This window comes from Streptomyces sp. NPDC054883 (assembly GCF_053610645.1).
In genome coordinates, this window is sequence record NZ_JBSGYT010000070.1 from 1 (window position 1) to 15928 (window position 15928).

The 15928-nt window shown below is 73.3% G+C and carries 16 protein-coding genes; 8 read left to right on the forward strand and 8 right to left on the reverse strand.

Features of this window, described 5'->3' with window-relative positions; translation table 11 throughout:
• Positions 1-190: 190 nt before the first annotated feature.
• The 3 genes from otsB to ACWGH1_RS32915 are packed head-to-tail and all read right to left on the reverse strand — an operon-like array spanning position 191 to position 2684.
• Entirely contained in the window at positions 191-1042 is an 852-nt protein-coding gene (gene otsB / locus ACWGH1_RS32905) for a trehalose-phosphatase (RefSeq protein WP_453409275.1), read from the reverse strand.
• 33 nt (positions 1043-1075) lie between these two features.
• Complete coding sequence (locus tag ACWGH1_RS32910; protein WP_136213770.1) at positions 1076-1312, reverse strand: DUF3263 domain-containing protein; 237 nt, start codon at positions 1310-1312, stop codon at positions 1076-1078.
• 58 nt (positions 1313-1370) lie between these two features.
• Positions 1371-2684: an extracellular solute-binding protein gene (locus ACWGH1_RS32915; protein ID WP_453352354.1), complete on the reverse strand. Its 1314-nt coding sequence runs from the start codon at positions 2682-2684 to the stop codon at positions 1371-1373.
• Between the two features lie 209 nt (positions 2685-2893).
• On the opposite strand from ACWGH1_RS32915, the gene ACWGH1_RS32920 reads away from it, so the two are divergent.
• The 3 genes from ACWGH1_RS32920 (at position 2894) to ACWGH1_RS32930 (ending at position 6006) form a co-directional block, all read left to right on the forward strand.
• Positions 2894-3826 (forward strand): ROK family protein, encoded by a 933-nt coding sequence (locus ACWGH1_RS32920; RefSeq protein ID WP_453352369.1) that lies wholly within the window; start codon positions 2894-2896, stop codon positions 3824-3826.
• Positions 3826-4977, forward strand: a complete 1152-nt coding sequence (gene nagA, locus ACWGH1_RS32925) for an N-acetylglucosamine-6-phosphate deacetylase (protein ID WP_453352355.1) — start codon at positions 3826-3828, stop codon at positions 4975-4977. Before ACWGH1_RS32920 ends, nagA begins: the two co-directional genes overlap by 1 nt.
• Before the next feature lie 102 nt (positions 4978-5079).
• Positions 5080-6006, forward strand: a complete 927-nt coding sequence (locus tag ACWGH1_RS32930) for a 1-phosphofructokinase family hexose kinase (RefSeq protein ID WP_453352356.1) — start codon at positions 5080-5082, stop codon at positions 6004-6006.
• A gap of 7 nt (positions 6007-6013) precedes the next feature.
• Here ACWGH1_RS32930 and ACWGH1_RS32935 read toward each other — a convergent pair whose 3' ends face one another.
• Together ACWGH1_RS32935 and cdgB are read right to left on the reverse strand one after the other, a co-directional pair.
• Positions 6014-7030 carry a CBM35 domain-containing protein gene (locus tag ACWGH1_RS32935; RefSeq protein WP_453352357.1) on the reverse strand — a complete coding sequence of 339 codons (1017 nt, stop codon included), beginning with the start codon at positions 7028-7030 and terminating at the stop codon, positions 6014-6016.
• A gap of 68 nt (positions 7031-7098) precedes the next feature.
• Positions 7099-8793, reverse strand: coding sequence for a diguanylate cyclase CdgB (gene cdgB / locus ACWGH1_RS32940; RefSeq protein ID WP_453352358.1), 1695 nt, complete (start codon positions 8791-8793; stop codon positions 7099-7101).
• Between the two features lie 312 nt (positions 8794-9105).
• Between cdgB and ACWGH1_RS32945 the strand changes: the two genes are divergently transcribed.
• Entirely contained in the window at positions 9106-9675 is a 570-nt protein-coding gene (locus ACWGH1_RS32945) for a flavin reductase family protein (RefSeq protein WP_453352359.1), read from the forward strand.
• 154 nt (positions 9676-9829) lie between these two features.
• Here ACWGH1_RS32945 and arfB read toward each other — a convergent pair whose 3' ends face one another.
• On the reverse strand, positions 9830-10255 hold the full coding sequence (arfB, locus tag ACWGH1_RS32950) for an alternative ribosome rescue aminoacyl-tRNA hydrolase ArfB (protein ID WP_453352360.1): 426 nt from the start codon (positions 10253-10255) through the stop codon (positions 9830-9832).
• A 177-nt stretch (positions 10256-10432) separates the two neighbouring features.
• Here arfB and ACWGH1_RS32955 point away from each other — a divergent pair, with 177 nt between their 5' ends.
• On the forward strand, positions 10433-11008 hold the full coding sequence (locus ACWGH1_RS32955; RefSeq protein WP_453352361.1) for a TerD family protein: 576 nt from the start codon (positions 10433-10435) through the stop codon (positions 11006-11008).
• Between the two features lie 93 nt (positions 11009-11101).
• Here the strand turns inward: ACWGH1_RS32955 and ACWGH1_RS32960 are convergent, their stop codons facing one another.
• Positions 11102-12514: a M1 family metallopeptidase gene (locus ACWGH1_RS32960; protein WP_453352362.1), complete on the reverse strand. Its 1413-nt coding sequence runs from the start codon at positions 12512-12514 to the stop codon at positions 11102-11104.
• 61 nt (positions 12515-12575) lie between these two features.
• Positions 12576-13142 (reverse strand): GlcG/HbpS family heme-binding protein, encoded by a 567-nt coding sequence (locus tag ACWGH1_RS32965; RefSeq protein ID WP_453352363.1) that lies wholly within the window; start codon positions 13140-13142, stop codon positions 12576-12578.
• A 339-nt stretch (positions 13143-13481) separates the two neighbouring features.
• Here ACWGH1_RS32965 and ACWGH1_RS32970 point away from each other — a divergent pair, with 339 nt between their 5' ends.
• The 3 genes from ACWGH1_RS32970 (at position 13482) to ACWGH1_RS32980 (ending at position 15907) form a co-directional block, all read left to right on the forward strand.
• Entirely contained in the window at positions 13482-14621 is a 1140-nt protein-coding gene (locus tag ACWGH1_RS32970; protein WP_453352370.1) for a sensor histidine kinase, read from the forward strand.
• Positions 14618-15238 carry a response regulator gene (locus tag ACWGH1_RS32975; RefSeq protein WP_453352364.1) on the forward strand — a complete coding sequence of 207 codons (621 nt, stop codon included), beginning with the start codon at positions 14618-14620 and terminating at the stop codon, positions 15236-15238. Before ACWGH1_RS32970 ends, ACWGH1_RS32975 begins: the two co-directional genes overlap by 4 nt.
• A 165-nt stretch (positions 15239-15403) precedes the next feature.
• Positions 15404-15907, forward strand: coding sequence for a hypothetical protein (locus ACWGH1_RS32980; RefSeq protein WP_453352365.1), 504 nt, complete (start codon positions 15404-15406; stop codon positions 15905-15907).
• The last annotated feature ends 21 nt before the right edge of the window (positions 15908-15928 follow it).

Genomic DNA, 15928 nt, shown 5'->3' on the forward strand with positions numbered 1-15928 from the left:
CCGGGCCTCGCGGGGCTCCGCCCCGCACCCCGCGCCTCAAACGCCGGCGAGGCTGGATTCTGCGGACAGGCTCCGCGCAGCGGATACCCGCGGCGGCGCCGCCGGAGCCGGCCCCGGGCCCGCGGGCCTCGACGCCGGCGAGGCCCGGCAGGCCGCCCGGGCCCGCCGGGGGGCGGGAAACGCCGGCCGGTCAGCCGCGCAGGGCCGCCGCCAGAGCCGTGAGGAACGCCGCGACCTCGGCCGGCCCCGGCAGGACCAGGTCCGCTCGGGACGCCAGCTCCGGGACCTCCGACGAGCTGCACACCAGCAGCCCCGGCATCCCCTCCGCCCGCCGCTTCTCGACGGCGGCGTACGCCGCGAGGTCCCCGAGGTCGTCCCCCGCGTACAGCACCGCCTCCGCGCCGACCTCCTCCAGGTACTCCGTCAGGGCCACGCCCTTGTCCATCCCCGGCGGCCGCAGCTCCAGCACCGCCCGCCCCGGCTCCACCATCAGCCCGTGCCGCGCCGCCAGCTCCGCCAGCGGCTCCCGCAGCGCCTCGAACGCCGCCTCCGGATCCTCGGCGCGCCGGGTGTGGACGGCCAGCGCGCGGCCCTTCTCCTCGATCCAGGTCCCGCGCCACGCCCCGATCGACTCCAGGAACCCGGGCAGCTCGGCCCGTACGGCCGCCACCCCCGGGTGCTCGGCGGGCGCGTGGACGAGCCCGCTGACGGCGTCCCACCGCTCGGCCCCGTAGTGGCCGAGCACGACGAGGTGTTCCAGGCCCGGCACCCCCGCGAAGCCGCCGTACCGGACGGCGACCCCGGCCGGACGGCCGGTGACGACGGCCACCGACAGCACCTCGGGCGCCAGTGCGGACAGCGCCGGTACGGCGTCCGGGTGGGCGCGCGCCTGGTCGGGGTCGGGAACGATGTCGGCGAGGGTGCCGTCGAAGTCGAGTGCTACGACGGATCGGCGCGGCGCGCGGAGGAGGGCTTCGAGCCCCTCCCGTCCGGCGGCGGTGGCGGGCACGGGCATCGGCAGATCGTGCGCATGGCTCCCCATGGGGACGACCCTAACGGTCCAGTCGTACGACTGCTATCGCCGGGCGCGCTGTGCCGCGCGGATCCGCCGCAGCCGGTTGACCGTCCCCGGCGCGTGCTCCAGGGCCCGCGGGTCGTCCATCAGGGCGTTGAGCAGCTGGTAGTACCGGACCGGGGTCATCCCCAGCCCTTCCCGGATGGCCCGTTCCTTGGCTCCGGGCCCGGACCAGGTACGTCCCTCGTACGCGAGCACGGCGGCCTCGGCGGCCGTCAATCGCCCGTCGTCCGTCATACGGCCAGATTAACGCCGCCCACCGACACGCCCCCGGGCGGACCCGGGGGCCGGCCGCTCAGCGGTTTCCGTCCGCCTTGCGCGCAGCGTCCGCGATGTCGCCGAGCACCTTGTCCGGCCGGCCGCCCGGCTGGACCACCTTGCCGATGTTCTGCTTGACGTCCTCGCTCACACCGGCCCACGACTTCTTGCCGACTGGGTACAGCCGCGCGGTCGGCAGGGCCGCCAGGAAGGTCTTGAGCTGCGGCGCCGAGCCCCCGCCGCCGGCCGCGGCGGCCTCCATGGCCCGGTAGCCGCTGGTGGTGACGGGCAGCAGGTCGTACTTGTCGGTGAAGGCCGTCACGTTCTTCGCCTCGTACAGGTAGTCGAGGAACTTGCCGGTCTCCGCCTTGTGGCCGTTCTTGAAGGCCATGACCCAGTCGGCGACGCCCATCGTGGAGCGGTCGGCGCCGTCGGCCGTCGGCATCGGCACCATGCCGAACTTCACGCCCTTGCCGCCGGCCTGCTTGAGCAGGGTCGGGTGGCCGTTGAGCATGCCGACCTCGCCGCGCGCGAAGGCGTCGAAGGCGGCCTGCCGGTCGAGCTTGCCGGGTTCGACGGGGCCGGTGAGACCCTGGCCGACCATCTTGTCGCGCAGGAACTCGAAGGTCTTGACGTTGTCGGCGGAGTCGATCTCGTAGCTGTCCTCGTTGTCGGTGTAGCCGCCACCGCCCGACAGCATCCACATCATCGTCTCGGCCTGCGCCTCCTCGCGGCCCAGCGGCAGCGCGAGGGGGGTGGGGACGCCGGCGGTCTTGAGCTTCTTGGCGGCCGCTTCCAGGTCCGCCCAGCTCTTGGGCTGCCAGCCGGCCTTGCCGTCCTTGGGTATGACGCCGGCGTCGGCGAGCAGCTTCTCGTTGTAGAAGAGCAGCCGGGTGCTGGCCACGAAGGGCATGCCGTACTGGATGTGCCTGACCTTGCCGGCGTCGGCGAGCGGGGCGAGGAAGTCGGCCTCGGTCTGGACGGAGAGCAGTTCCTCGGCGGAGTAGAGCTTCCCGGCTTCCGCGTAGTCGGCGTAGGCGCCGATCTGCGCGATGTCGGGGGCCTTGTGGGCCTTGACCAGCTCGGCGACCTTGGCGTCGACCTCGGTCCAGGAGTAGACGCTCACCTCGACGTTGATGCCGGGGTGGGTCTTCTCGAAGGAGTCCGCGAGCGTCTTCCAGTAGACGGCGGAGGAGTTCTGCGGATTGTCGCCGTAGTCGGCCGCCACGACCCGGAGGGTCACCTCGTTGTTCCCGGTGAGCCCCTGCACGGTTCCGCAGCCCGTCAGCGTCACGGCGGTCATGCACAGCGCGGCCCCGGTCGCGGCCAGGCTCAGGTAACGGCCCTTCACAGTTCTGATCCACCCCTTGTCGTACCTACTATTCGTCGTAAGGTCTACACCACTTTCCGGCTGCTTCACATCCGGAACGCGCCGCTCGCCCGGACCGTGTCCGGACCGTTGCCGGAGCGGGCCCCCGGATTTGTATGGCCGCTCAACATTCCTTCCAATGGACTAGACCTTTGCCTCCCGAGCACGCGAGACTGTCCTCTGTGAAACCCGTGAAACACGTCATCGCCCTCGATGTGGGCGGCACCGGGATGAAGGCCGCCCTCATCGCCGAGGACGGCACCCTGCTGCACGAGGCGCGCCGCGCCACCGGCCGCGAGCGGGGCCCCGAAGCCGTCGTCGAGACGATCCTCGGCTTCGCCGCCGAGCTCTTCGCCCACGGCCGCGACCACCTCGGCCGGGCCGCCTCGGCCGCCGGGGTCGCCGTGCCCGGCATCGTCGACGCCGAGCAGGGGACCGCCGTCTACGCGGCCAACCTGGGCTGGCGCGACGTACCGATGCGCGAACTGCTCGGCGCCCGCCTCGGCGGCATTCCGGTGGCCCTCGGGCACGACGTGCGCACGGGCGGCCTCGCCGAAGGCCGGATCGGCGCGGGCCGCGGCGCCGACCGCTTCCTGTTCGTCCCGCTCGGCACCGGCATCGCCGGCGCCATCGGCCTGGCCGGCCGCATCGAGGCGGGCGCCCACGGCTACGCGGGCGAGATCGGCCACATCGTGGTCCGCCCCGGCGGCCCCGCCTGCGGCTGCGGCCAGCACGGCTGCCTGGAGACCCTCGCTTCCGCCTCCGCCGTCAGCCGCGCCTGGGCCGCCGCCTGCGGTGACCCCGACGCGGACGCCGCGCACTGCGCGAAGGCCGTCGAGTCCGGTGACGCCCGCGCCCGGGAGGTGTGGCTGACCGCCATCGGCGCCCTCGCCGACGGGCTGGTCACCGCGATCACCCTGCTGGACCCGGGCACGGTGATCATCGGTGGCGGGCTCGCGGAGGCGGGGGAAACCTTGTTCACACCACTTCGGACGGCCGTGGAGGAGCGCGTGACGTTCCAGCGGCTGCCCGAGATCGTTCCGGCGGCCCTCGGGGACACCGCCGGATGCCTGGGCGCAGGGCTGCTCGCCTGGGACCTACTCGCCACGGAGGTACCTGCCTGATGGCCGCAAGCACACAGAGCACTGTTCTGTCCGGTGCCAAGGTGGTGCTGCCCACCGGCACCGTGGCGGGCGGCCGCGTCATCGTCGACGGCGAGCGGATCGCGGGCAGCGCCGCCGCGGACGCGCCCGTGACCGACCTGACCGGGCACTGGATCGTCCCCGGCTTCGTGGACATGCACAACCACGGCGGCGGTGGCGCCTCGTTCACCTCCGGCACCGCCGAAGAGGTCCTCAAGGGCGTACGGACCCACCGCGAGCACGGCACGACCACGCTGATCGCCTCCACCGTCACCGGTGAACTGGACGAACTGGCCCGGCGCGCCGGGCTGCTGGCCGAGCTGACCCAGCAGGGCGAGATCGCCGGCATCCACTTCGAGGGGCCCTTCATCAACGCCTGCCGCAAGGGTGCCCACAAGGCGGAGCTGCTGCGCGACCCCGACCCGGCCGAGGTCCGCAAGCTGGTCGACGCCGCGCACGGCGCCGCCCGGATGGTCACCCTCGCCACCGAACTGCCCGGCGGCCTGGACTCCGTACGGCTGCTGGCCGAACACGGGGTCATCGCCGCGATCGGCCACACCGACGCCACCTACGACCAGACCCGCCGGGCCATCGACGCGGGCGCCACCGTCGCCACCCACCTCTACAACGCGATGCCGGGCCTCGAACACCGCGCCCCCGGCCCGATCGCCGCGCTGCTGGAGGACGAGCGGGTTACCGTCGAGCTGATCAACGACGGCACGCACCTGCACCCGGCGATGCTGGAACTGGCCTTCCACCACGCGGGCGCCCACCGCGTCGCGCTGATCACCGACGCCATGGACGCGGCCGGCTTCGGCGACGGCACCTACCACCTCGGGCCGCTGGAGGTCGAGGTCAAGGACGGCGTCGCCCGCCTCGTGGAAGGCGGCTCCATCGCCGGCTCCACGCTCACCCTGGACACCGCCTTCAAGCGCGCGGTGACCGTCGACGGGCTGCCCGTCGAATCGGTGGTCCAGGCGATCTCCGCCAACCCCGCCAAGCTGATCGGCCTGTACGACCAGGTCGGCTCGCTGGAGCCCGGCAAGTACGCCGACCTCGTCGTTCTGGACGCCGGGTTCGAGCTCAAGGGCGTCATGCGGCGCGGCGAATGGATCGTCAACCCCGGCGCCTGAGCGGCCGATCGGCTGGAGGGGAACGGGCCGCCGCCCGGCCGGACTGGGCGGACGGCCCGCGGTTTGGCATGATCCCGGCACACACCGACACCGGGGCTGACCATGATCCTCACCGTGACCCTCAACGCAGCGCTCGACGTCACCTACCGGGTGCCGCGACTGCTCCCGCACACCTCGCACCGGGTGACCGGCGCGACCGAACGCCCCGGCGGCAAGGGCGTCAACGTCGCCCGCGTGCTCGCCGCCCTCGGCCACCGGGTCACGGCGACCGGGTTCGCGGGCGGCCCGGTGGGCGCGGTCGTACGGGAACTGCTGGCCGCCGACCCCGGTGTGACGGACGCCCTGGTCCCCTGCGCGGGCACCACCCGGCGCACCCTGGCCGTCGTCGACGAAGCCTCCGGCGACACCACGCAGTTCAACGAGCCGGGCCCGCAGATCGCTCCCGCGGAGTGGACGCGCTTCCTGACCCGCTACGAGGAACTCCTCGACGGGGTCCGCGCGGTCGCGCTGTGCGGGAGCCTGCCGCCCGGCGTGCCGGTGGGCGCCTACGCCGTACTCGTCCGCACCGCCCGCGCGGCCGGGGTGCCCGTACTGCTGGACACCAGCGGTGAGGCGCTGCGCCGCGGCGTCGCCGCCCGGCCCGAGATGATCAAGCCGAACGCCGCCGAGCTGGCCGAACTGACTGGCTCCCGCGACCCGCTGCCCGCCACCCGCGACGCGCGCCGCCGGGGCGCCCACGCGGTGGTCACCTCGCTCGGCCCGGCCGGGCTGCTCGCCGCCACCGCCGACGGCACCTGGCAGGCCGCCCCGCCCCGCCCGCTGACCGGCAACCCCACCGGCGCCGGGGACTCCGCCGTCGCGGGCCTGCTCTCGGCCCTCACCGAAGGCCTGGACTGGCCCGCCCGCCTGACCCGCGCCGTCGCCCTCTCCGCGGCCACCGTGCACGCGCCGGCGGCGGGCGAGTTCGACCCCCGCACCTACGAACAGGTACGGGGGTCGGTGACGGTGACGAACGGTCAGCCCGAGTAGGCCGGCGCTACGACTTCTCCAGCCACAGCTGGTCGATGATGATCTCGCACTGGTTGCCCGTCTCGCACGACATCTTGACGGTGTTCGGACCCTTCTTCAGGTCCACCAGCGAGTACGTGGACACCCAGTTGCTCCAGTCCCCCGCCTTGGCGTGGGCGAAGTTGTCCATCCGTATCGGCCGGCTGTGCTGCTCACCGTTGACGGTGAGCGTGGTGCTGGCGTCCTTGCCCGGCACCGCGTAGCTGATCTTGAGCTTGTACTGGGCCGCCTTGGCCACGTCCAGGCTCCAGGTCAGCGCCGCGCCGGGCTGGTTGAAGTTGCCGACGTACTGGCCGCCCGCGCTCTTCGCACCGGGCACCGTGCTCGTCAGCGCCGCACCACCCGACAGGGTCATGCCCGAGCCCGAGGCGTCCGCCCTGGGCAGCGGGCCCTCCGAGGGCTCGGGGGAACCGCTCGGCTGCGGGCTCGTGGAGTTGTTCTGCGGCGCCGCCGACGGCTTGTTCTGGCCGTTCGCCTGGTTCTTGTCCTTGTCGCCCTTGTCACCGAAGGCCAGGGCCGCGCCGATGCCGATCGCGACGGCGGCGACCACCGCGATCGCGGCGATGAGCAGACCGCGGCGGCTCGAACCGCCGCCACCGCCGTGCCCGCCGTGTCCGGGGACCGGGTGGGCCTGCGTCTGCTGCTGCGGCACGCCGTAGCCACCGGCCTGGAGCGCCTCCGGGGCCTGGTACTGGGCCTGGTAGCCCGGCTGGCCCGGCTGGGCCGGTCCCGGCTGGTACGGGACCGCACCGCGCTGGCCGCGCCGGTCGCCGACCGTGCGCACCTGGTTGTACGAGGTACGGGGGACGCCGGGCTGTACACCGCCCTGCCCACCCGCCCCCGGGCCGGGGTAGCCGTACCCGCCGGTGGAACCGGGCGGGGTGGCACCGGCAGCCTGGCCGTCCGCGTAGAGGTAGCCGAACGGATCTTCGTCCTCGGGCTGGTTCGCCCCGCCGTGCGGACCGCTGTTCGCGGGCGTCGTCATCGCAGGTCACTCCTTTCGACCCCCGGGAGCCTACCCCGAACACGTGCGCCCACGGGCGGCCGACCGGCTCAGCCCGCCCTGCGGTGCGCCTTGGAACGGGACCTCTTCTCGATGTACATCCGCTGGTCGGCGGAGCGCAGCACCTCGTCCGCGGACATGCCGCAGCTGGCCCAGCCGATGCCGAAACTCGCCCCGACACGGACCGCGCGGCCGTCCACCCGGATCGGCGGGATGATCGCGTTCCGCAGCCGGACGGCCAGGTCGGCGGCGTCGGCGGCGCCCAGCCCGTCCGCGAGGACGACGAACTCGTCACCGCCGAGCCGGGCGACCGTGTCCCCGTCGCGCACGCCCGTCGTCAGCCGCCGGGCGACCTCGATCAGTACCGCGTCGCCCGTGTGGTGTCCGAACCGGTCGTTGATCGACTTGAAGCCGTCGAGGTCGCAGAAGAGCACCGCGAGCCCCTTCGTCCCGTCGTCGATGTCAGTGGCGGGTGCGACGGTGTGCACGTGGTGGTCGTACGGGCCCGTCTCGCCCGGGCCGGCCGCGACCGGCCCCGCGCCCGGCCCCTCGAAAGGGTCGCCGTACCCGTCGGGGCGAAAGCCGTGCTCGGCGGCACCACCTCCCGCCTCCGGGCGCCCCTCGTAGGCCGCGTCCAGCGCCTCCACGGCGGTGGCCCGCACCGACTGCGGCCGGCGGCACAGCCGGGCACCGAGCCGCGAGCGCAGTTCGGCGCTGTTGGGCAGGCCGGTCAGCGCGTCGTGGCTGGCCCGGTGCGCGAGCTGGAGCTCGTGCCGCTTGCGCTCCTCGATGTCCTCGACGTGGGTGAGCAGGAACCGCGGCCCGTCCGCGGCGTCCGCGACCACGGAATTGCGCAGCGAGACCCACACGTACGTCCCGTCGCGCCGGCCCAGCCGCAGCTCGGCCCGGCCGCCCTCGGCCGAGGTGCGCAGCAGCGTGCCGATGTCCTCGGGGTGGACCAGGTCGGAGAAGGAGTACCGGCGCAGCACCGAGGCCGGCCGCCCCAGCAGCCGGCACAGCGCGTCGTTGGTGCGCAGCAGCCGGCCGTGCTGGTCACCGCCCATCTCGGCGATGGCCATGCCGCTGGGCGCGTACTCGAAGGCCTGGCGGAACGACTCCTCGCTGGCGCGCAGCGCCTGTTGCTCGCGTTCCAGCCGGACCAGGGCCCGCTGCATGTTCGCGCGAAGTCGCGCGTTGCTGATCGCAATCGCCGCCTGGAAGGCGTACATCTGGAGCGCCTCGCGCCCCCAGGCGCCCGGGCGGCGGCCGTTGCGCGGTCTGTCCACCGAAATGACACCCAGAAGTTCCCCGCCGGACGCATACATGGGGGCGTAGAGCCGGTCCTCGGGGTGCCACTCGTCCGCGAAGCGGGGATTGGGGCCGTCGGTGTGCCACTGGGGCACGTCGTCCTCCAGCAGGACCCAGCCCTCGGTGTGCGGGATGAAGCGCAGCCCGTCCCAGTTCTCACCCATCGCCAGCCGGCGTTCCCAGGAGAGGCGGGAGCCGACGCGTCCGGTGATCAGGGCCTCGGCGGCCGGGTCACCTGCGAAGGCGGCCACGACCAGATCGCCGTCAGGGCGTACGAGGTTGACACAGGCGAGTTCGTAACCGAGGCCCGCGACGATGCCGTCCACGACGGTCTGCAGAGTGTCCGCCAGGCTCCGGGCCGTATTGAGATCGGCCACCACCCGGTGCAGCTGCCGCAGGGTCGCAAGACGGACGTACGGCTCCGACTCGGTCTCCATTGCTCGCTCTCCCCGAGACCTCGACAGCAACTCCAGGTGTGTCATCGGCGGTTCGTTGCGGTGTCCCGTCCACTGAATCACAGTGAGCTGTGCGGCAGGTACACAGGGTCAACAAATCTTGCCGTCTGTGACTCAAGTCACATGAGATGAAGAACGTGCTCCGAAAAGGCGTGCGAGCCTCGGCCGCACCTGGGAGCGCTCCCTCTCCTTTCCGCGGGCAAACGATACGCGCGGTCCTAGGACCGGGGGTCCGTACGCGCCTGGGCCCAGGGCCCGATGTGCGCGCGAGGGAGCGAGACTAGCGTTCCAGGCGTGCCGAAGACGACCCTGGAACCCGCCCCCGCAGCCCGCACCCCGCATCCTGAGGGGGTGACCGACGAAGAATTCCGGGCCGCCATGTCCCGACTGGCGGCCGGCGTAACGCTGATCACCGCCCACGAGCCCGCCCTGACGGCCGACGGCCCGCGGGGGGAGGACGTCGGCATGACGGCGACCGCCTTCATGTCGGTGTCCCTGGACCCGCCGCTGGTGCTGGTGAGCCTGCGCGAGGGCTCCCGGATGGACGACCTGCTCGCGGAGCAGCCGCTGTGGGCGGTCTCGATCCTCGCGGACAGCCAGCTCCAGATCGCGGGCCGGTTCGCGATGAAGGGCCGGATCAGCGACCGGCTGCTGTTCGAGGGCGTGCCGTACGAACGGGGCGCCGTCTCGGGGGCCCTGCTGCTGACGGAGGCGTCGGCCACGCTGGAATGCCGTACGGAGTCCCGCGTCCCGGCGGGCGATCACACCCTGGTCATCGGCCGCGTCCTGGCGGCCGGCCTGCCCAACCCGGACGCCCCGCCCCTCACCTACTTCCGCGGCCGCTACCGCCACCTGGCCCGCTGACCGGGGCCCGGGCCGGGGCAGCGCGGCCCCGTGGGGGCAATCCGGCCTCGCCGGCGATTGAGGCCCCGGGCGCGGCGGAGCCCCCATCCGGCGCAGCCGGGGCCGCAGCGCGACGGCGCCGCAGACGACCCCGCCCCACCCCGCCGGGGGGGGACTACCAGTCCCGCCCCGTCCGTCCCCGCTTCGTCTCCGCCCGCGCCTTCTTCTCCCGCAGCCGCCGCTCATTGATCCCGCGCGGGATCTTCGTCGCCCGCCGCTGCTTCGGCGGCGGCGCCGTCGCCTCCGCCAGCAGCGAAGCCAGCCGCACCAGCGCCATCTCCCGGTTGCGCAGCTGCGAGCGGTGCTCCGACGCCCGGACCGTCAGGACCCCGCCCACCAGCCGCGACGCGAGCCGCTCCAGCGCCCGCTCCTTCCACACCTCCGGCAGCGCCCTCGTCGCCGCCAGGTCGAACAGCAGCTCCACCCGCGAGTCCGAGGTGTTCACGTGCTGACCACCGGGCCCGGAGGAACGCGAGAACCGCCAGCCGAGCTCCCCCTCGGGCAGCACGACGGAACCACGGATGACATAGGGACCAGGCATGCCCCTATGATCCGCCCCCCGCCGCACCCCGTCACCCCATTTCCCCGCCCCGCCCCGGCCGTCCCGCCCGCCGGACCGGCCCGTGGAACCTACTGCCCCCCTCGCCGCGTTATGGAGGTCAGCGGTAACTTGACCACGTCCGGCGGTCATGTGATTGAGGAAGGGACACCAGTCAAAATGGCAGTAAGCCTGTCCAAGGGCGGCAACGTCTCGCTTAGCAAGGAGGCCCCCGGCCTCAGCGCCGTCACGGTCGGCCTCGGCTGGGACGTCCGCACCACCACCGGTGTCGACTTCGACCTCGACGCCTCCGCCATCGCGGTCAACGCGACGGGCAAGGTCGTCTCCGACGGTCACTTCGTCTTCTTCAACAACAAGTCCACCCCGGACCAGACCATCGTCCACACCGGTGACAACCGCACCGGCGAGGGCTCCGGCGACGACGAGTCCATCAAGGTCAACCTCGCCGGTCTCCCGGCCGATGTCGACAAGATCGTGTTCCCGGTCTCCATCTACGACGCCGAGACCCGCAGCCAGAACTTCGGCCAGGTCCGCAACGCGTACATCCGCGTCGTGAACCAGGCCGGCGGCGCCGAGATCGCCCGCTACGACCTCTCCGAGGACGCGGCGACCGAGACGGCCATGGTCTTCGGCGAGCTCTACCGCAGCGGCGCCGAATGGAAGTTCCGCGCGGTGGGCCAGGGTTACGCCTCCGGCCTGACCGGCATCGCCCAGGACTTCGGCGTCAACGTCTGATTTCCCGGCAGCACCCCGACGAGGCCCCTTCCGCCGTCCCGGAGCGGGCCTCGTCGCATTGCACCGTGCACCGCGCCGGGCACCGCGTCGGCGCTACGGCTTCGGGCTGTCCGCCCCGTACAGCCACACGTCCCACACCTTCTTCAGGTCACGGCCCGTCTTCTGCTGCGCGTAGGCGGTGAAGTCCGCCGTGCTCGCGTTCCCGTGGCGGTGGTCCGCCGCCCAGCCGCGCAGCAGGGCGGAGAACCGCTCGTCGCCGGCCTCCTGCCGGATCCGGTGCAGCACCATCGCACCCCGGTAGTACACCGGCCCCTCCGAGATGTCCGCGGGCCCGGGCGGGGCCGCTGGCGGGAACGCGTCCCAGTCGGAGGCCTCCGGCCCTTCGAGGGACGTATCACCGGCCAGGAGCGCGTCGAAGCGTTTCTGCGCACGGGGCCCACCGTGGTCCTCCGACCACAGCCACTCCGCGTACGTCGCGAACCCCTCGTTGAGCCACATGTCCTTCCAGGACTTCGGCGACACCGAGTCGCCGAACCACTGGTGCGCGAGCTCGTGCACGACCAGCTCCACCGAAGGAGCTCCGGCGTAGACGGGTTTGGTCTGCGTCTCCAACGCGTAGGGCAGCGTGCCGTCCGGCACCACGATCGTACCCACGGTGGCGAACGGGTACGGCCCGAACCGTCCGCCGCCCCACTCCACGACCTCGGGCAGCCGCCGCAGCGCCGCGGCGCTCCCGGCTTCCTCGCCGGGCGCGACCGCGTCGTAGACGCCGACGCCCGAAGCCGTGCGGCCGGTGGCCACCTTGAACTTCCCGATCGCGGCGGTGGCCAGGTAGCTCGCCATCGGCTCCGCGCTGTGCCAGGCGAAAGCGGTCCGCCCGTCCCCGGTGTCCCTGCGGGAGCGCAACTCGCCGTTGGACACCGCCTCGTAGCCCTGCGGAACGGTCAGCGTGATGTCGTAGGACGCCTTGTCGCTGGGGTGGTGGTTGCCGGGGAACCAGGTCATCGACCCGACCGGCTCGCCGACGGCCACGGCTCCGTCGGCGGTCCTGATCCAGCCCTCCGGCGAACCGTCCGCGTCGGTGAGGGGCTTCGGCGTGCCGCTGTACCGGACCTCCGTGCGGAAGACCTCGCCCTTGCCGAGATCCCGGCGCGGGCGCACGGTGAGCTCCCGGCCCGTCCGGTTGTACCGGGCCGGCTTCCCCTCGACGGTGACCGCGTCGACGCGCAGCCCGCTGAGGTCGAGGTTGAAGGAGCTCAGCGTCTGCTCCGCGCGGGCGGTGATGACGGCCGTGCCGGTCAGCTGCCCGCCCTCGGGCCGGTAACCGAGGTCCAGGGCGTAGTGCTCGACCTGGTAGCCCCCGTTGCCCGCCTTGGGGAAGTACGGGTCCCGCAGTCCCGACGCGCCCGGCCGCCCCTGCACCGTCGTACCCGTACAGCCCGTGGTGAGGGCGAGGAGGACGGCGGCCGCGGGGGCGGCGAGGCGGGTGAGCGCGCGGTGATCCACGCGTTCGATCCTATGCGGGACGGCGGACGGGGAGCCCGTTGTGCCGTCCGGGCGTCCGGCCCTACTTGCCGAGGGCGTCGGCCCCGGCCTTGGCGAACTTCTCGTCCAGTTCGCCGCTCGGGGCGCCGGCCACGCCGATGCCCGCGACCGGGGCGCCCTTGGCCTGCACCGGGGTGCCGCCGGCCAGGAAGAGGGTGCCGGGGATGTCCTTGAGGTTCGGGGCCTGGGCCAGCCGGCCGGCGAGCACCGAGGTAGGGGCGTTCCAGGACACGGCGGTGAAGGCCTTGCGCTGCGCCGACTCGTAGGACTGCGGGCCCGCGCCGTCGCCGCGCAGGGTGACGACGGTGTTGCCATTGCGGTCCACCACCGCGACCGTCACCTTCTGGCCCTCCTTCTCGGCGGCCTGGAGCGCGGCCTGGGCCGCGCGGGTGGCGGCGTCGACCGTCAGGTGGGTCGTGGTGGTGAAGTTCTTGTCGTCGCCGCCGTCGCCCTTCTGGCCGTCGCTCTGCACGGCGGCCGCCGGGGCGGACTCGGCCTGCGCGGCGCTCGCGCTGACGGCGCCGAGGGTCCCGGCGCCGAGCGCGACGGCGAGGGCGGTACCGGTGAGGACGCGGGTGCGGGTGTTCATGTCTGCTGCTCCTGGGGGCGTCGGTGGCTGGGCCCTGTGCGGCCGGGACGGCTGCTCCTGCTTGCCGCTGCTCCAAGCCTCGGGCCGGATCCCGGGGCCGGCCGTCCCCGTACCGGCTCGCGACGGCCACCGCACCGGACGACCCCGGGGTCATCCGAACGGTCGATGCGGACCCGGCACGCCGACGGATTGGCTCAGGATGGACGTACGCACCACCCACCCCAGGAGCACCCCGTGAGCAGCCCAGCACCACCGTCGGGGACCCCTGTCACCGCTGCCGCCGCTGCCGCTCAGCCCGCCGACACCGACACCGACACCGGCAACGGCACCGGGACCCGGATGCTGGCCACCGTCACCCACACGGCGTTCTTCCTGCTCCTCGGCGCCTCGATGGCCCGCTTCCTGCTCCACCACCCCGGCGACCCCCGCACCCCCTGGGTCATCGCCCTCGGCACCGCCCTCGCCCTGCTCTACGTCCTCGGCCCCGCCCTCGGCGCCGCGCCGACCCTGCGGCGCCTGCTCTGGCTCGGCGTGGTCGTCGCCACCTGGGTGGTCCTCGTCCTGCTCGCACCCAGCTTCGCCTGGTGCGCCGTCCCCCTCTTCTACACCGCCCTGCGCACCCTGCCCCCGCGCGCGGCGGTCGTCCTCGTCGCCCTCCTCACCGCCCTCGTCGTCGCCGCCCAGCTGAAGCTGTCCCCGTCCTTCGACCCCAACCTCCTGCTGGCCCCGCCCGCCGTCGCCGCCCTCGCCACGGCCGTCTTCGTCCACATGGAGCGCCAGACCCGGGCCCAGCGCACCCTGATCGACGACCTCATCCGCACCCGCCGGGAACTGGCCGCCACCGAGCGCCGCGAAGGCACCCTCGCCGAACGCCAACGGCTCTCCATGGAGATCCACGACACGCTGGCGCAACACCTGTCCAGCCAGCAGATGCTGCTCCAGGCCGCCGACCGCACCTGGGACAGCGACCCCGCGACCGCCCGCGCGCACGTCCGTACCGCCACCGACATCGCCGCCCGCGGCCTCGCCGAGGCCCGCCGCCTGGTCCACGACCTCGCCCCGCCCGAGCTGGCGGGCGGCGGGCGCCTCGCGGACGCCCTGCGCGCGCTGGACGCCGGCCCGGACATCGAGGTCCGCTTCCACCTGGAGGGCACGCCCGCGCCACTGCCCGACCGCGCCGAGTCCGCCCTGCTGCGGATCGCCCAGGGCGCCCTGGCCAACGTCCGGGAGCACTCGGGCGCCCGGACCGCGGCACTGACCCTGAGCTACCTGGGCGACCAGGTCGTCCTGGACGTCGCGGACGACGGCCACGGCTTCACCGCACCGCGCGGACCCCGCGACGACGACCGGGACCGGGGCCACGGCCTCCCGGCGATACGGGCCCGCGTGCGGCAGCTCGGCGGCACCCTGACCCTCGAATCCGCCCCCGGCGAAGGAACCGTCCTGTCCGCCGCGATCCCCCTGGAGCCGGTCCGATGACCACGATCCTCCTCTGCGACGACCACGTGGTGGTCCGCGCCGGTCTACTGGCCCTGCTGGGCAGCGAACCCGACATCGAGGTGCTCGGCGAAGCGGGCAGCGGCGAGGAAGCGGTCGCGCTCGCCGCGAAACTCCGGCCCCAGGTGGTGCTGATGGACCTCCAGCTCGGCGACGGCATCGACGGCGTGGAGGCCACCCGCCGCATCACCTCGGCACCGAACCCGCCGCACGTGCTGGTCCTGACCACGTACGACACGGACGCGGACATCACCCGCGCCATCGGAGCGGGCGCCACGGGCTACCTCCTCAAGGCGGAACGCCCCGAGGAGCTCTTCGCCGCGATCCACTCGGCGGCAGCGGGCCGCACCACCCTCTCCCCGCCGGTGGCCAGCCGCGTGATGGCCCACATGCGGGGTTCGCGTCCGACGCTGACGGACCGTGAACTGGACATCCTCGGCCAGCTCGCCCGCGGCCTCGGCAACCGCGACATCGCCCGCGCCCTCTTCATCAGCGAGGCCACGGTCAAGACCCACCTGGGCCGCATCTACGACAAGCTCGGCGTCGACACCCGCGCCGGGGCCGTCGCGGTAGCCAAGGAACAACGCCTCCTCGCCTGACCACGGGCCTCACGATCAGCCCCGTGGGGGCGCCTCCCAGCGGTAGCCGGGGAAGATTGAGGCGCGGCGGCCCGGGGGCCGGCCCCCGGCAACGGCGCCGCACCCGACCACCGCCGGCGGCGCCCCGCACCCGGCCCACACGACCGGCCGTGACACCATCGACGGGTGCTCGACATCGGCTACTCCCTCTCCCGCCGCTTCCCCGACCCCCCGCAGACCGACTACCGCTCCGCGGACGTCCACACCCTGCGCCACGACCTCTTCTGCGGAGACGTCTACCTCGCCGACACCCACGCCGACCGCGAAGTGTCCACAGCCTGGGGATGGGTCCCCGTCCTCGACTTCGCCTGGGCGCTCTGCGACATCGTCGAGCAGCTCGACCAAGACCCCCGCGGCAGCCGCTCCGCCAACCGCCAGTACGCCGAACTCGACTTCACCGAGTCCTCCGACCGCATGCTCTTCGAGCGCCGCTTCGGCTGGGTCGACATCGAGGCCGACTGGATGCCGCCCGAGGAAGCCCCCCTCACCTTCACGCACCGCCTGCTCCGCCGCGAAGCCCGGGACTTCCTGCACGACCTCATCGCCGACCTCGTCGACATGCACGACGGCCTCGCCGACAACCCCGCCATCTGGACCCTCCAGGCCCGTTTCCCCCGCGTCCCCGCCTGAGGCCCGCAGCCCGGCGGCCCC

Excerpts from the sequence above, each read along its gene's own strand:
- ACWGH1_RS32970 (WP_453352370.1), top strand. The coding sequence starts at position 13,482 with ATGCTGGCCACCGTCACCCACACGGCGTTCTTCCTGCTCCTCGGCGCC.
- arfB (WP_453352360.1), bottom strand. The coding sequence starts at position 10,255 with ATGCCTGGTCCCTATGTCATCCGTGGTTCCGTCGTGCTGCCCGAGGGG.
- ACWGH1_RS32955 (WP_453352361.1), top strand. The coding sequence starts at position 10,433 with ATGGCAGTAAGCCTGTCCAAGGGCGGCAACGTCTCGCTTAGCAAGGAG.
- otsB (WP_453409275.1), bottom strand. The coding sequence starts at position 1,042 with ATGGGGAGCCATGCGCACGATCTGCCGATGCCCGTGCCCGCCACCGCC.
- ACWGH1_RS32930 (WP_453352356.1), top strand. The coding sequence starts at position 5,080 with ATGATCCTCACCGTGACCCTCAACGCAGCGCTCGACGTCACCTACCGG.
- nagA (WP_453352355.1), top strand. The coding sequence starts at position 3,826 with ATGGCCGCAAGCACACAGAGCACTGTTCTGTCCGGTGCCAAGGTGGTG.
- ACWGH1_RS32935 (WP_453352357.1), bottom strand. The coding sequence starts at position 7,030 with ATGACGACGCCCGCGAACAGCGGTCCGCACGGCGGGGCGAACCAGCCC.
- ACWGH1_RS32910 (WP_136213770.1), bottom strand. The coding sequence starts at position 1,312 with ATGACGGACGACGGGCGATTGACGGCCGCCGAGGCCGCCGTGCTCGCG.
- cdgB (WP_453352358.1), bottom strand. The coding sequence starts at position 8,793 with ATGGAGACCGAGTCGGAGCCGTACGTCCGTCTTGCGACCCTGCGGCAG.
- ACWGH1_RS32965 (WP_453352363.1), bottom strand. The coding sequence starts at position 13,142 with ATGAACACCCGCACCCGCGTCCTCACCGGTACCGCCCTCGCCGTCGCG.
- ACWGH1_RS32975 (WP_453352364.1), top strand. The coding sequence starts at position 14,618 with ATGACCACGATCCTCCTCTGCGACGACCACGTGGTGGTCCGCGCCGGT.